Raw genomic sequence first — 14201 nt, forward strand, 5'->3', positions numbered from 1 at the left:
GCGCGCCGTACGATGACCGCTCCTGAGAAGCTTTCGTTGCTCGAACCGAAGTGATTGGTCATTCCTCGAGCGGCGTCCCGTCTACCCGTTTCGCGCCTTCGGAGTCGTGGACGACGACCTCGCCGGAGTCCGGACTCGCGGGTTCGTACTTATCCCGGACCGCGATGGCCTCCTCGAGTTCTCGAACCGCCCGTTCTTTCAGCGCTCGAGCCAATTCCTCGGCGTCCTCGCGGGAGATGTCGCGGCCGAGCCCCTCGCACTCGTGGGCGCGGACAACGCCTGCTTCGTCGACTGCTTCGCCCATCGGCTGGCTGGTCCCCGCGAGCGCGACGCTGAACGGGTAGGTCTGACAGATCAGCGGGCGATCCCCGTGTGCGGCGCAGGCACCTGTGCCCGACTCGTCTTCCTCGTAGAAGGTACAGTCGCCGCAGTCGTCGGTCTGGAGGGCCCACTCGAAGGTCTCGCCCTCGAGGCCGCCCGCCTCGGTCTCCGAGAGTCCGTAGGGCATGGGTCGAGCGACATCGCGCCAGTCGTAGTCGCCGTCGTACTCGTCGCTTTCCTCGAGAGTACGCACTTCGTCCGGAAACACCGTCGCGGTGTGATCGTCCTCGGCTTCGCCCGTACAGCAGGCCCCACAGCGGGTACACTCGAAGCCGATCGACTCGATCGCGTCCGCGAGGTCGTCGATGGCGAGTCGGCGGGCGTCCTCGAGTTCGGCGTCGAGCGATTGCACACCGCAGTGGACGCGGTCGACGCGGAAAAGTCAGTCGTCCGCGCCCGCGGTCGCTCCTGGCGTCGCTCGTTCGCCATCCCATTCGATCTGCCCCTCGACGGCAAGTTTCTCGAGGTGGGCGAGGATCGTCGCCCGCGCGAGGTCGCGAACCCCCGAGAGGTCCTTCTCGTAGGCCGAGTCGAGGATATCCTCGAGGGTCTCGGCTCCCGCAGTGACCGCCTCGAGCACCCGCGCTTCGCGCTCGGCTCGGTGGGAGAGCAGTCGCTCGAGGGTTGCACGGGGTGTGTCGATTTCGTGGCCGTGGCCGGGGAACAGTGCGGGCGGGTCGATCGCCCACAGCCGTCGGAGGGTCGTCACGTACGCGCGCATGTCGCCCTCGGGCGCGCCGACGACGACGCTGCCCTCGCGGACGGCGCAGTCGCCACAGACGATCGGGCCGTCGCGGCCGGCCTCGAGTGCGACGTGGTCCGGCGCGTGGCCCGGTGCATCGAGGATGCGAACGCGCTCTCCTTCGAGTGTGATCGTCGTTCCCGGGATGAACGTCCGGTCCGGCTCGCAGCCCGTCGCGTCGCGAAACCGCTCGGTTCGACCGTACCGAGCCCAGACCGTCGCACCGGTCTCGGCGGCGTAGGCGTCGACGGCACCGACGTGATCGGGATGGGTATGAGTGATGAGGATGTGCTCGACGGCGTGGTCGCGGACCAGCCGGTCGAGGTCGTCGGTACGCGCCGCCGGGTCGACGAGAACCGCCGGCTTGGGATCGGATTCTGGGCGTTGGTGTTCTCCGTCAGCAGTCGCCGGCGTCGACGCTCGGAGCAGATAGGCGTTGGTTTCGCCGCCGGGGGCACGCGTCGCGACTGGAAGCGACCGGGAAACGAGATCCATACGTGGACATGCGACCGAGCGAAAAAGTGAATATCGACGGCCCCGGCCCCCCGTGACCGTGACGACTGTCCCACCCGTCGCGAAACGCGATCGATTCGCCGCTGGATCGGTTCGACCGCTCAGTGCTTGAGGAAGTACACCTGCTTGCGTGCGTCTCGGAAGCTGTACCGAGAGCCGACGAGGCCGACGTCCTCGAGTCGGTTGAGCGCGTAGCGGACGGTGCGGTCGGGAAGCAGCGATTCCTCGGCGAGTTGGCCCTGCGAGAGCGGCGAATCGGTCTCGAGGACTTTCGCGACGAGTTTCGCGCTCGGCGGCAGATCCCGGAGCCGATCGCGGTATTCGTCCTCCGAGAGGGTTTCTTCGGCGGCAGCGCCACGGTCCTCGGCTGTACTCATGCTCATACCTACGAGAGCGGAATCGGTGATGGTAAAGCTTCCCTATATGTGGATACGAATAATGCAGTTTGTATAAGGTGTATGAATGAGGTATTAACACAGAACTTTTACCCCCGTGTTTCGGTGGTATCCAGCGTCGAAATTGACGGGTGTCGGTCCGAGTCGGGGCAAATCCGTAGCCGGGACGGAATCGCCAGCGGACTCCAGTATCGTTTTATCCTATCACAACAGTAGATTCGCCCAGTGTGAAAGGACAGGAGTGGTACCAAGCCGACGATATCGCCGAGGAGTACGACGACAAGCGGTTCTCCCAGGGCGGACAGCTGATCGACCGCCGGGAGAAAAAGGCCGTCCTCGAGGCCATCATGCCCGTCGAGGACCGGAAGGTCCTCGAGATCGCCTGTGGTACCGGGCGGTTTACGGTCATGCTGGCCCATCAGGGTGCCGACGTCGTCGGACTGGATATCTCGGCGGCGATGCTACAGCAGGGACGGCGGAAGGCCCAGAACGCGGAGTTGGCCGGGACACTCGAGTTCCTCCGCGGCGACGCGGGGCGATTGCCGTTTCCGGACGACCACTTCGATACCGTCGTCGCAATGCGGTTTTTCCACCTCGCAGACGATCCGGAGGCGTTCTTAGAAGAGATGCGCCGGGTCTCCCGCGATCAGATCGTCTTCGATACGTTCAACCGGTTTTCGACGCGGAGCGTCTACAACTGGGCGCTCCCGATGGGATCGCGGCTCTACTCGAAGAGCGAAGTAGCGGTCCTCCTCGCGAAGACGGATTTGACCCTCGTCGACGTCGAGGACGATTTCCTCCTGCCGTACGGACTGTACCGATCGATCCCGAACGGACTCGCGTCGCCGCTGCGCGCGCTCGATAACGCGGTCGGGGAGTTGCCGATCACCGACCATTTCGCGTCGGTATCGTACTGGAACGCGCAGGTCCGCTGAGACTCGTTTCGAATCCCATCTATTTACTATCAGGAGCTCCTATCGGGGCGTATGGAGCTCTCGGTAGTCGTCTCGACGCTCAACGACCGGGAGCGATTGCTATCGTGTCTCGACGCCCTCGCGGAGCGGACGCCGGCATCGACGGAAGTCATCGTTGTCAACGGCCCCTCCTCGGACGGGACGACCGGCGTGGTTCGCGAGCGGGACGACGTCGACGTCCTCGTCGAGATTTCGGAACGAAACGCGAGCGTCTCCCGGAACGCTGGTTTCGAGCTCGCGACCGGCGATGTCGTCGCCTTCCTCGACGGCGAGTACGCGATCGATCACAGCTGGTACGCCGCAATCGAGGAGTCGATCGGCGACGAGACACCGATCGTCACCGGCCCCGTGACCGGTGGCCCCGTCGGCGCGGACCTGCAGTCTCCGCGGCGGGTCGCCGGTCGATCGGTCGCTCTCTTTCACGGCGACAACGTCGCGTTCGAACGGTCTATCCTCGAGTCCCTGGACGGCTTCGACGAGTATCTCGAGGAGGAAAGCGAACGCGACTGTGCCCACCGCGTGGCCGGACTCGGCCACGAGGTGTCGTGGTCGGCGACGATGGCCGCCCGCTGTGAGGTCGGGACCGACGGCGGCCGGGCCGACCCCGATTGGGGGGCGACCTACCGGTCGCTGTCCTACCGACTCGCGAAGAACTACGGCCTGCGGCCGGCCGTCCTCGCCCGGACTGCCGGGAGCGCGCTTCGGGACGGCCTCAGCGGCGTTCGCCGGCTGGCGTCGGGCGAGGCGACGCCGACGGGGTGGGTAGGAGACGGAACCGACGTCGCCGCAAACGTCACGCGCGGGCTCTGGGACGGCGTCCGCGCCCGCTATGCCGATCGCTCGAGCAAGCGAAATCCAAACGGGCTCTCGACGCGACACGACCGGGCGGTCCGGGTCTACGACCGGCGCTGACTGACCGGCCCCGATTTCACCGCGACGGCGACCGTCAGGCCTCTTCCCACGGTTTCGTCTCGGCGTCGACGAACTCGAACATGTCCCTGAACTCCTCGGGCAATTGCTCTTCGGCGTGGGCCAGTTCGCCGCCGGGGACCCGTTCGCTGACGAGGTCGATGACGGCCTTGATCCGGTAGACCGCCTCTGATTGGTCGACGTTCGCCGGTCGTCCGTACGACGCGTCGAGGGCCAGATCCTCGTAGTTCAGCCGCTCGAGCACGCGATCGACGAACGCATCGTAGTCGTAGGTCTGGCCGTGATCGGCGGCCAAGAGGTGCCGATCGATCTCCATCGGGAGCGGGCTCGCGATGTCCGTCGCGCCGCCTTCCCCGACGCGCTCGCCGAGGGTCTCGAGGACTGCTCGCGTCGTTCGGACGGCCTCGGCTTGGGTCCCGGCTTCGATTCGGTGCTGTATCTCGCCGATGAAGTCGGTATAGCTCGTGCTCATGGTCGTCTGGTACTCGAGGCTGTCGGCAGTGGACTGCAAAAACGCTATCCGCGGATTCGCAAGGGGGTCCGATCCTCGGGTGGCGACCGCGCCGAGCCGGCGCTACGTTCGCTCCGGTGCGAGCGCTTCGATCGTCGTCTCGGTCACGTCGCTCGAGGCCGGCTCCGGAACGACGACGATCGGGTGGTCGATACCCGTCTCGGCGACGAGCGTCTGCAGTTGCTCGCGGGCCTCTTTGGGCGTTCCGGCCACGCCGAGATCGGCGAGCATCGCGTCGGTCACCGCGCTCGCGGCGTCGTCGCGCTCGCCGGCGCGCCACGCGTCTGCGATCCGATCCGCCTCGTCCGGGTACTCCGTCGCGACCGCGCGCCGGTACCCCTCCCCGCTCCCGACGTAGTACGCGATGTGTCGCCGCAACACCTCGCGGGCCTCGCTCGAGTCGTCGCTGACCGCCGACGGGACGTACGGCGCGATCGTGATCTCGTCGGGCTCTCGGTCGCGCTCGCGCGCGGCTGCCGCGACCTCTTCGAAGGCGTCTTCGAGCCGCGAGAACGGAATATTGTGCGGGATCCACCCGTCACAGAGCCGGCCGACGACGCGGCGGTTCGCCGGCCCGAGGCCGGCGTGATAGATCGGCACCGCGGTCTCGATCGACGGGAAGTTCGCCGCCTCGAGCAGTTGGCCCTCGTAGTCGACCGGGTCGCCGGTCCCGGCGGTAAAGTCGCGTATCAGTTCGATCGTCTCGTGGGCGCGTCGCACCGGTCGATCGAACGCCATTCCGTGGAGGCCCTCGACCGCGGCAGCCGTGCTCGTCCCGAGGCCGAGCGTGAACCGGCCATCGGCGGCGTCCTCGAGCGAGGTGGCCGTCATCGCGAGGACCGCCGGCGAGCGCGAGTAGACGTTCAAGATCGCGGTCCCGATTCCGATCTCGTCGGTTCGACAGGCCATCTCGGTCGCCTGGACCACGCCGCTTGCCCCCCAGAGTTCGCCGACCCAGACGGTATCGTAGCCACGGTCTTCGGCGCGGACCGCGACGTCCGCAAGGTCCGTATCGCCGAACGCCGTGACCATGAGTCCGGTTTCCATGCGCGTGTCGTCGCTCTCCGGCGGCAAAAATCGATTCGTTCGTTGCAGGCTTGGAGACGTGGGCAAGGCCCCAATTTCCCGTTCACCCAACCGTTCTCGCCCGCTCTTTCCTGCTCCCGTTCCACCGGCCCGTTAGGAGAACCGCATCGGTGACTCGAAATAGATCTTACGCCGTCCACTCGGCTTCGATATCGATGTCCTCGTCGTCGGTGTCGGTCTCGAAGACGAGTACCTGCCCGTCGCCGGTGACGAGCAGGTCCCACTCGTCGACGGGGAACTCGAGGGCGAGTCCGGAGCCGGCGGTCCCGGCGTGCTCGAACAGCCGATCGAGGGCCTCGAGTTCGATCGTTTCGTACAGCGGCTCGATTTCGAGCGGCGATCTGTCCGCAGCGGTCGCGACCGCGTCCATGATCGCGGTCGAGGGCCGACGCGGGCCGGTGAGGTCGAACTGCGCTCGACAGAGCGGAACGGAGTCCTGCCGGGAGAGGAGGTTACTCATTGCTACACTCTACTGCTCTCAGCCGATTGAATGGGGTGACGGCATATACCCGGTTTTATATACCGATCGACGGCGACGATCCCGATCAGTGCGCGATCGTGTTCTCGACGAGCGCGTCGAGCGCGCGCCGGAGTCGACCGCTCACCGCCGACGAGGAGATTCCGAGCACCTCGGCCAGATCCTCGACGGACGCCCCGCGCGGATCGTCGAAGTAGCCGCGTTCGTAGGCCACTTGCAGCGTCTCCTGTTGGATCGGTGTCAGCCCGTAGGTCGACTCGGTCCCCGGTTCGTCACCGTTCGCGTGGTAGAGTCGATCGACGGTGAACTCGACGTCCTTGCCGCGACAGTGGGCCCGAAACTCCTGGAGCGCCTCGAGAGCGGGTACCTCGAGCGTCGCGATCCAGCCACCTCGGCCGCTCGTCGCGTGGAGCACGCGCAAGCCCAGTTCCGCGGCTTTCGGCAGCACGAGGCGCTCGGCGGAAGTCAGCCGCATCCGGTAGATTCGGAACTCGCCCCCGTCGATGATGATCGTCGGCTCGGACACCGTCGGATCCGTCGCCAGCGCGGCTTCGAACCGATCGAACGCGCCGCCGATGACCTTGAAGAACAGGTAATAGGCCCCCGGCCCGGCGATCGTCTGGTACTCGAGTTCGCTCTCCATCTCCGGGACGGCCTGAATCGTCGGGGTCAATACGAGTTCCGGGTGGACGAGCGTAATCTCGGCGATGGCCCTCGAGTCACTCATACGCGGCCGTTCGGCGTCGACCGCAATGAAGCTTGAACCGACCATCAGCTGCCGTCCGTCTTATCCGTCGGGTCCGTCGAAGACGACCTCGCCGTCGACGATCGTCATCGCGACCTCGATCTCGTCGATTCGATCCGCCCGGTCCCACGGCGACTCCTCGAGCACGACCAGATCGCCGCGCTTGCCGGATTCGATCGTCCCCAGCCGATCGTCGTCGAAGCCGGCGTATGCCGCGCCAGCGGTGTACGCCCGCAGCGCCTCAGTGACCGACAGCCGCTGTGTCTCGGTCGGTGGGTTCACCGCGTACTGAACGCCCAACAGCGGATCCAGCGGCATGCAGTCCGAGCCGAACGCGAGGGACGTCCCGGCCTCGAGCACCCGCCGGAACCGGTTCGTCCGATCGCGCCGCCGCTCGCCGAGTCGCTGTTCGTAGAGCCCGCCGTCGCCGGCCCAGCGGTGGAAGTTCGGCTGCATCGAGGCGACGATTCCCGCCGCGGCCATGCGCTCGAGTTGGTCGTCGGTCGCCAGCTCCGCGTGTTCGATCCGGTGGCGCGAGCCGCCGGGGTCGGCGGTCGCCTCGAGGGCGGACAGCGTTTCCTCGATCGCTTCGTCGCCGATGGCGTGAACGCAGAGCTGGAACCCCTCGGCGTCGGCCCGCTCGACGAGAGCGGCGAGGTCGTCCGGCTCCACGACCCACTGGCCGCGGTCGCCACCCTCGGATTCGTCGGGGTCGCCATCGGCTCCTTCGTCGATACTATCGCCGCTGGCGTCCGCGTACGGCTCCCGGAGCTTCGCCGTCCGGCTGCCGAAACTACCGTCGGAGAAGGACTTGATTGCGCCTGTTCGGACGCGGTCGGTTCCGTCGTTCGTCCCGACTCCGACCTCGGCGAGGGCCTCGAGGTGGTCGCTCCAGTAGTCGATCCGAACCCGCAGCGGGAGGTCGCCGTCGGTGGCCATGTCGCGGTAGACCCGCGGCGCGACCGAGCCCCGGATCTTGTCGTGGACGCCGGTGACACCGCGTTCGACCGCGTCACGGGTCGCCGCTGCGAGCACTTCGCGCATCTCCCCTCGGTCGGCCGTGAGTCGCTTCCTGACGGCCTCGGCCGCGTCTTCGACGGCGATCCCGGTCGGTTTGCCGTCCTCGTATCGCAGATCGGCATCGGGCAACTCCTCGGCGAGGCGCTCGAGCGCGACCGTGTTCAGCGACGCGGTGTGCAGATCGACTCGCATCGCGACGATCGGCCGATCCTCGCTGACCCGGTCGAGATCCGCTCGAGTGAGCGGTGCCGATTCCGTCTTCGCTCCCGTCTCCGTCCCTGTCCCCGTCCACTCGCTCTCGTCGTAGCCGAACCCGAGGAGCCACTCGCGGTCGGGCTCGTCCGCGGCCAGTTCGCGGAGCCGCTTGACACAGTCCTCGGCGCTGTCGGCGGCCGAGAGGTCCGCGTGGACCAGATGCTGTCCCAGTTGCTCCATGTGCGTGTGCGCGTCGATGAACCCCGGCAGGACGACGCGGCCCTCGCAGTCGATCACGTCGGTTTCGACGCCCGCGAGGAACTCGACGTCGAACGTATCGCCGAGGCGGATGATCTCGCCGTCCCGGATCGCAACCGCCTCGTGGACGGTATCGGGTTCGGTGAGCGTGTGGACCTCTCCATTGATCAACAGGAGGTCTGCAGCCGCCGTCATGGGAGAGTGCCCGCGGGCGAGTGCCAAAACAGTTGGGTCCGCCGACTCTCACCGCCCGCCGTCGCTGCTTGCGTGTCTGTCAGTAGGGACCGCCAACAGCCGATACCGGAGTGTAACGGCGGCCTACGGGTCGAATTCGAGCGCAAGGTTGACTTACCGGCACGTCGACCGGTTCGTATGCTCGATCGTGAAGATCGCATCGTCTTCGGCTCGCTCCTCGCGCTCGTCCTCGCGATCGCCGGCTCGCTCGTCATCGACGGCCAGTTCGGACTCGGGATTCGGGACTGGCCGCTTCTGTCGTATCTCCTGTTTGCCGGCCTCGCCGTGGCGCTCCCACAACTGTATCTCGCGATCACCGACGACGAGAACTCTCCGAGCGGGGACCGATCGCGGAGCCGGCTCCGGTTCGCCGCGGTCGCAACGGCAGCGTTCGCGATCGCGTTTGCCGCCGATGCGGAGGGGCTGGCCCACCTGCTGATCGGGGTGATCGGCTCCGGCTCGCTCGTCGCACTGGTCTGTTACGAGGTTCTCACCGACTACCGAACTGCGAGCGACGAGTCCGTGACGCGGGTTTCCTGATCGCCGACGCGGCGGCCGTCGTCGAGTCTCGAGCGGCGGACATTCCTCGAGCCGTCACGATCAGCAACTGTTAGGAGCCACCGCCCACTTGGCTGAGCCATGACAGACCCCGAGGACCTCGCCGAGCGAGTGCGCGAGGGCGACCTTCGTCTTCACGAACTCGAGGACCACGCCGACTACGACACCGCGGCCGAGGCACGCCGGGTGCTCGTCGAGCGCGAGACGGGAACCGAACTCGAGGCGATCGGCGACTACGCGTTCCCCGCCGAGCGAGCGGAGCCGAACATCGAGAACATGATCGGCGCGGCCCAGGTGCCGATGGGCGTCGTGGGCCCGGTGCCCGTTTCCGGCGGCGCGGCCGACGGCGAACACTACCTCCCGCTCGCGACGACGGAAGGCGCGCTGCTGGCGTCGGTCAACCGCGGGCTCTCCGTGATCCGCGCGGCGGACGGAGCCGATGCACGCGTGACGAAAAACGGGATGACTCGAGCCCCGGTCTTCCGGGTCGACGGCGTCGCCGAGGCCGCCGAGACCGTCGACTGGGTCGAGGGCAATTTCGAGACGCTTCGGGAGGCCGCCGAGTCGACGACGAGCCACGGGGAACTCCTCGATATCGAGCCCTACGTCGTCGGCGACTCCGTCTACCTGCGCTTTGCCTACGACACCAAGGACGCGATGGGGATGAACATGGCCACGATCGCGACCGGCGAAGCCTGCGAACTCGTCGAGAGCGAGACCCCAGCCTCCCTCGTCGCGCTCTCGGGCAACCTCTGCTCGGACAAGAAACCCGCCGCGGTCAACGCGGTCGAGGGTCGCGGACGCTCGGTGACGGCCGATGTCCAGATCCCGGGCGAACTCGTCGAGGACCGCCTCCACACGACCGCCGACGCCATCGCGGAGGCAAACACCCGCAAGAACCTGATCGGCAGCGCCAAAGCGGGAAGTCTCGGCTTCAACGCCCACGCCGCCAACGTCGTCGGCGCGGCCTTCCTCGCGACCGGACAGGACGAGGCCCAAGTCGTCGAGGCCGCGAACACGATCACGACCATGGACGCCCGCGAGCGCGAGGACGGCACCACCAACCTCTACGCCAGCGTCTCGCTCGCCTCGCTCGAGGTCGGGACCGTCGGCGGCGGGACGAAACTGCCGACGCAGGCCGAAGCGCTCGAGATTCTGGGTCTGAAGGGCGGGGGAGATCCGGCCGGCTCGAACGCCGACGCGCTCGCCGAGATCATCGCCGTCGGCGCGCTGGCCGGCGAACTCTCCCTGCTCGGCGCGCTCTCCTCGCGACACCTCGCGAGCGCACACGAGGATCTGGGCCGATAAGGGCTCGAGTCGGGTGTCGGGTAACGTCGGCCTCGAGTCCCGCCACCCGCGCCCAGCCGGCGACGTGCGGGTCTCCCGAGACTGCGAGTCCGTTATTCCGTGTCGTCCGAGACCGAGTTCCGTTCCCTATCCGTACCGGTCCCGTCTTCGTCGGTTCCGTCTTCGTCGGTTCCGTCTGACCGCGCTCGCAGCGTTTTGATGGCGATGTAACTCCCGGAGAGGACGAGCAGTACCAGTCCGAGGACGGTCTGAAATCCCGATGACCCGAGCAGCACGAACAGCCAGCCGGCGGCGGCACCCCCGTGTCCGAGCGCGAAATCGTATTGGCCGACGCTCGCGTGAACGCCGGCGAGAGCGATGAACGTCAGCGCGAGGACCCACGTCACCGCGGCCGCCGCGTCGATCCCGACGATCGTCTCGCTGACGACCGTTCCGTAGACGAGCAATCCGACCGCGAGCAAGAGCCCCGCGCCGATGACGCTCCCCTGCAGATCGATCGTCTCTGTCATACCGGCTCGAACCGTTGAACGGGGATAGCCGTGGCGATACCGCCGCGCCGATCTCCAGCAGACAATACGCTGTACCGACCTACAGCAAGCGATACCGCCCGCGACTCTCGCTGACGACCCCGCGCCGAGTGAGTTTCTCGAGGGCGTCCCTGACGTACTCGGCGTCGACTCCACGCTCGCTTGCGTAGTCGACGACCTCGTCCTCGGTCGGCCGCTCGAGGGCCGCGAGCGCGCCTTCGACGATCTCCTTTTTGCTGCCGCTGCGACTCGGGCCGCGCGGATCGCGGTCGCCGGCCGCTTCGACTTCCGCGACATCGAGTCCGGATTCCTCGAGGTACTCTGCGTCGTCGACGACGCCGTCGGCCACGTCGTCCTCGAGGGCGGCGAAGGAGTCGAGTTCGGCGAAGGCCTCGCCCTGTCGGTTCGCGAGCATCGAGGCGCGCACGTCGCGGGCGTGGGCCGCGTCGTCGGTCTCGACGAACTTCTTGCGTTTCTCGTAGGCCTTGCGGGAGCCACAGCGGGGACACTGGGTCGTCTCCGACCGGCCCTCGATGATCCAGAGGTTCGAGCACTCGCTACAGCCGACGACGGCGTACATGTCTCGCAGTGGCCGCTCGCAGTAGTTCAAGCTTCGGCACGCGCAGCGGAAGTGGTCGTGCGAATCGGCGCACTACGATGCGTTCTCAGTGTGCGGAGACGTTAGAGAGGACGTTCAGACAGTAGACGCCGGCGAGGATGAGTCCCATCCCGGCGACGGCCGCCCCGTCGAGTCGCTCGCCGAACGCTACCACGCCGATCGACGCGACGCCGACGATGCCGAGTGCGGCCCACGTCGCGTAGACGATACCGACCGGTAGCTCTTCGAGGGTCAGCGAGAGCAGATAGAAGGCGACGCCGTAGCCGACGAGGACACCGAGACTCGGCAGCGGCCGCGAGAACCCGTCGGAAAGTTTGAGCGCCGTCGTTCCAACCAGTTCCGACAGGATCGCACCGCCGAGGATCACATACGGGTTCATGCGCCACCCTCTAGTTGGAAAATTAATATTTGTTTCGGAGCGGTAGGGACTCGAGTGCCGCGACGATTCCCTGTCGATCCCGGCAGCTGCCCCGACCTGCCAGCGCCACTATCCCCGGAACTATAGTATCCGTTGCCGTGCCATTGCGTATGGAACGCGTTTCCCTCGACGACCTTGAGCCGGCGGAAGCCGCCGATGGCGTCCACCTCGCGCTGATGGCGGGAACCGAGTCGATGAACATCCAGCACTTCGAAATCGAACCCGGCGCGACGGTCGACGAGCACAGCCACCCCCACGACCAGACGGGCTACATCACGCAGGGCGAACTAACGTTCCTCACTGACGGTGAGGAGATCGTCTGTGGTCCCGGCGACTCCTACGCGATTCCGGGCGACCAGCCACACGCAGCCGAGAATCGCGGCGACGAGGCGGTCCGGGGCGTCGACATCTTCAGCCCGCCGCGGGAGGATCCGAGCTGGCAGGTAGACTGATCGCCTCGAGCACCACTTCGGGTCCGCACGATCGGTCGCGACAGCGATCTGTTTCCCAGCGGTAGCGCCCCCGGCCCGACGATTTCGGTGAACCGCCGCCGGATTTCGGTGCCTCGCTCGAGGTCTCCGGGGCTCGGTCGGCCGCTCTCACTCTCCTGTAACACCGACAAATACCACGGAGTTATATACCCGATTTCGAAAGGGGAGTCCGATGGCAACGGAACGGACACGGCGATCGGTCGGATTGGGTCGAATCGGATCGTTTCTCGAGCGGTTGGGGCCGACGTGGCTCGCCGGCGCGATCGCGGCGGGGCCCGCGACGATGGGGAGCCTGCTGGTCGCGGGGGCGAGTTTCGAGTACGCGCTGCTGTGGGTCGTCGTCCTCTCGGCGATCCTCGGCACCGTCGGGCAGTACCTCGCGATGCGGTTGGGACTGCTTACCGAGGCGGGGATCGTCGCGGTCGTCGAGCGACACCTCGGCTCGTTCTGGGCCTGGGTGCTCGTCGTCGATGCCGTACTCGCCGCGGGGTTGGCCCAAATCGTGATTATGAAGACGCTCGCGTCGGTTAGCGCGACGATGACAGCCGAAGCGGGCATCGGCGTCGCCGCGCTGACCGATCCGCGCCTCTGGGGGATCGCGTGGGCCGTCCTCCTCGCACTGGGGCTCGCGGGCGGGGGCTACCGCCTCGCGGAACACGGCGCGAAACTGCTCGTCTCGATCGTCGTCGTCGCCTTCGTCGCCTCGGCGTTCGTCGTCCCGATCGATCCGGCCGCGGCGGCTGCGGGGCTAACCCCCGAAATTCCGGCCGGCGTAGACGGCGCGCTCATCGCCGCGGGAATCCTCGGCGGCGCGGTCCACATCACGCTGCTGACCATGCAGAGCTACACGATGCGCGCCCGCGACTGGACCGCCGACGATGCCGACACCGCGACGTTCGACGTCGTGAGTTCGATGCTCGTCGCCTTCGGCGTCTTCAGCCTCGGCGTCTTCCTCGTCGCGGCGAGCGTGCTCCCGTCGGCCGGCGTCGACCCCGCCACGATCGACGGCGTTGGTGCCGCACAGAGTCTCGGCCCGATCGCCGGCGAGTACGCCACGTGGCTGTTCCTCGCCGGCTTGCTCGGCGCGGCGGTGTCGACGCTCGACGGGAACACGATCGTCCCGCCGTACCTGCTGGCCGACAAACTCGGCTGGGATCAGTCAGTCACTGACGGCCGCTACCGGGCTGCGATCGTCGTCGTCGCGCTCGCGTCGGCCGCCGGCTCGTTCGTCGAGGGAGCGTTCTTCCAGCTCCTCGTCCTCACGCTGGCGTTCGGGCTGGTCGGAACGCCGTTCGCCATCGCGGTGATCCTCTACTTGCTGAACGATCCCACGGTCGTCCCCGAGACGAACTCGCTCCCGGCGAACGTCGGCGGGCTCGCGCTGTTCGCCGTTGCCGTCGTCCTCGCGGGCGAATTCGTCCTCGCGGAACTCGAGACGATTACCGAACCCGTCTCGGCGTTCGTCGTCGCCTTCGCGGCGGCGATGGCGCTGGCGGTCCTCGGATTGGGTGCCAGATACGTCCGCGATCGAATCACGACGGCGTGAGCCGTTCGGTCGCTCGAGTCGTTACAGAACTGTCGCGATCAACCAGAAGTAGACGAGCAGTCCGACGCCGGTACTCGCGGCCACGAGACCCAGCGGCAGGAGGATCCGGCCGGCCCGCTGGACCGTCGCTGCCGTGGTCGTTATCGCCTCGAGGGGCGCACGAATCGACTGTTGCATAGCAGTACTACGCACGTACACCTATTTGAAAGTCAGTCAGACATTCACGGGATGGAACTGTTTTCGGCGTGGACTACTGCCGGCGAATTGCTACA

General features: G+C 66.9%; 18 protein-coding genes. 6 read left to right on the forward strand and 12 right to left on the reverse strand.

Translation table 11 applies throughout. From position 1 onward, the window contains the following. Positions 1–58: 58 nt before the first annotated feature. The 3 genes from ACJYUO_RS00260 to ACJYUO_RS00270 form a co-directional block, all read right to left on the reverse strand. Entirely contained in the window at positions 59–733 is a 675-nt protein-coding gene (locus tag ACJYUO_RS00260) for a YkgJ family cysteine cluster protein (RefSeq protein ID WP_494343420.1), read from the reverse strand. 30 nt (positions 734–763) lie between these two features. Continuing rightward, on the reverse strand, positions 764–1618 hold the full coding sequence (locus ACJYUO_RS00265) for an MBL fold metallo-hydrolase (RefSeq protein ID WP_494343421.1): 855 nt from the start codon (positions 1616–1618) through the stop codon (positions 764–766). Between the two features lie 119 nt (positions 1619–1737). After that, a complete protein-coding gene (locus ACJYUO_RS00270) occupies positions 1738–2019 on the reverse strand; it encodes a MarR family transcriptional regulator (RefSeq protein WP_174680617.1) in 282 nt (93 codons plus the stop codon). A 239-nt stretch (positions 2020–2258) separates the two neighbouring features. On the opposite strand from ACJYUO_RS00270, the gene ACJYUO_RS00275 reads away from it, so the two are divergent. Then, complete coding sequence (locus ACJYUO_RS00275; RefSeq protein WP_494343422.1) at positions 2259–2966, forward strand: class I SAM-dependent methyltransferase; 708 nt, start codon at positions 2259–2261, stop codon at positions 2964–2966. Between the two features lie 51 nt (positions 2967–3017). Continuing rightward, positions 3018–3917, forward strand: a complete 900-nt coding sequence (locus ACJYUO_RS00280; RefSeq protein ID WP_494343423.1) for a glycosyltransferase family 2 protein — start codon at positions 3018–3020, stop codon at positions 3915–3917. Positions 3918–3951: 34 nt separating this feature from the next. On the opposite strand, the gene ACJYUO_RS00285 is transcribed toward ACJYUO_RS00280, so the two are convergent. The 5 genes from ACJYUO_RS00285 to ACJYUO_RS00305 all read right to left on the reverse strand — a co-directional run bounded on the left by ACJYUO_RS00285 (position 3952) and on the right by ACJYUO_RS00305 (position 8423). After that, entirely contained in the window at positions 3952–4407 is a 456-nt protein-coding gene (locus tag ACJYUO_RS00285) for a DUF2267 domain-containing protein (RefSeq protein WP_494343424.1), read from the reverse strand. Positions 4408–4509: 102 nt separating this feature from the next. Continuing rightward, complete coding sequence (locus ACJYUO_RS00290; RefSeq protein WP_494343425.1) at positions 4510–5493, reverse strand: LLM class flavin-dependent oxidoreductase; 984 nt, start codon at positions 5491–5493, stop codon at positions 4510–4512. Positions 5494–5659: 166 nt separating this feature from the next. Next, entirely contained in the window at positions 5660–5992 is a 333-nt protein-coding gene (locus ACJYUO_RS00295; RefSeq protein ID WP_494343426.1) for a HalOD1 output domain-containing protein, read from the reverse strand. Between the two features lie 85 nt (positions 5993–6077). After that, a complete protein-coding gene (locus tag ACJYUO_RS00300; RefSeq protein WP_494343427.1) occupies positions 6078–6737 on the reverse strand; it encodes a helix-turn-helix domain-containing protein in 660 nt (219 codons plus the stop codon). Between the two features lie 60 nt (positions 6738–6797). Further along, the gene (locus ACJYUO_RS00305) at positions 6798–8423 is read right to left on the reverse strand and encodes an amidohydrolase (RefSeq protein WP_494343428.1); all 1626 of its coding nucleotides are present in this window, start codon (positions 8421–8423) and stop codon (positions 6798–6800) included. Positions 8424–8600: 177 nt separating this feature from the next. On the opposite strand from ACJYUO_RS00305, the gene ACJYUO_RS00310 reads away from it, so the two are divergent. Together ACJYUO_RS00310 and hmgA are read left to right on the forward strand one after the other, a co-directional pair. Further along, positions 8601–9002 (forward strand): hypothetical protein, encoded by a 402-nt coding sequence (locus ACJYUO_RS00310; RefSeq protein WP_494343429.1) that lies wholly within the window; start codon positions 8601–8603, stop codon positions 9000–9002. Between the two features lie 99 nt (positions 9003–9101). Then, the gene (gene hmgA, locus ACJYUO_RS00315; RefSeq protein WP_494343430.1) at positions 9102–10328 is read left to right on the forward strand and encodes a hydroxymethylglutaryl-CoA reductase (NADPH); all 1227 of its coding nucleotides are present in this window, start codon (positions 9102–9104) and stop codon (positions 10326–10328) included. A gap of 92 nt (positions 10329–10420) precedes the next feature. On the opposite strand, the gene ACJYUO_RS00320 is transcribed toward hmgA, so the two are convergent. The 3 genes from ACJYUO_RS00320 to ACJYUO_RS00330 form a co-directional block, all read right to left on the reverse strand. Beyond that, a complete protein-coding gene (locus ACJYUO_RS00320; RefSeq protein WP_494343431.1) occupies positions 10421–10837 on the reverse strand; it encodes a hypothetical protein in 417 nt (138 codons plus the stop codon). A gap of 79 nt (positions 10838–10916) precedes the next feature. Continuing rightward, positions 10917–11435: a DUF5817 domain-containing protein gene (locus ACJYUO_RS00325; RefSeq protein WP_494343432.1), complete on the reverse strand. Its 519-nt coding sequence runs from the start codon at positions 11433–11435 to the stop codon at positions 10917–10919. Positions 11436–11520: 85 nt separating this feature from the next. Beyond that, the gene (locus tag ACJYUO_RS00330) at positions 11521–11853 is read right to left on the reverse strand and encodes a DMT family transporter (RefSeq protein ID WP_494343433.1); all 333 of its coding nucleotides are present in this window, start codon (positions 11851–11853) and stop codon (positions 11521–11523) included. Positions 11854–12002: 149 nt separating this feature from the next. Here ACJYUO_RS00330 and ACJYUO_RS00335 point away from each other — a divergent pair, with 149 nt between their 5' ends. Together ACJYUO_RS00335 and ACJYUO_RS00340 are read left to right on the forward strand one after the other, a co-directional pair. Then, positions 12003–12344, forward strand: a complete 342-nt coding sequence (locus tag ACJYUO_RS00335) for a cupin domain-containing protein (protein ID WP_494343434.1) — start codon at positions 12003–12005, stop codon at positions 12342–12344. Between the two features lie 211 nt (positions 12345–12555). Then, complete coding sequence (locus tag ACJYUO_RS00340) at positions 12556–13929, forward strand: NRAMP family divalent metal transporter (protein WP_494343435.1); 1374 nt, start codon at positions 12556–12558, stop codon at positions 13927–13929. 21 nt (positions 13930–13950) lie between these two features. Here the strand turns inward: ACJYUO_RS00340 and ACJYUO_RS00345 are convergent, their stop codons facing one another. Beyond that, complete coding sequence (locus tag ACJYUO_RS00345; protein WP_494343436.1) at positions 13951–14106, reverse strand: hypothetical protein; 156 nt, start codon at positions 14104–14106, stop codon at positions 13951–13953. Between the last annotated feature and the right edge of the window lie 95 nt (positions 14107–14201).

The organism is Natrinema sp. CRL1, assembly GCF_059162405.1.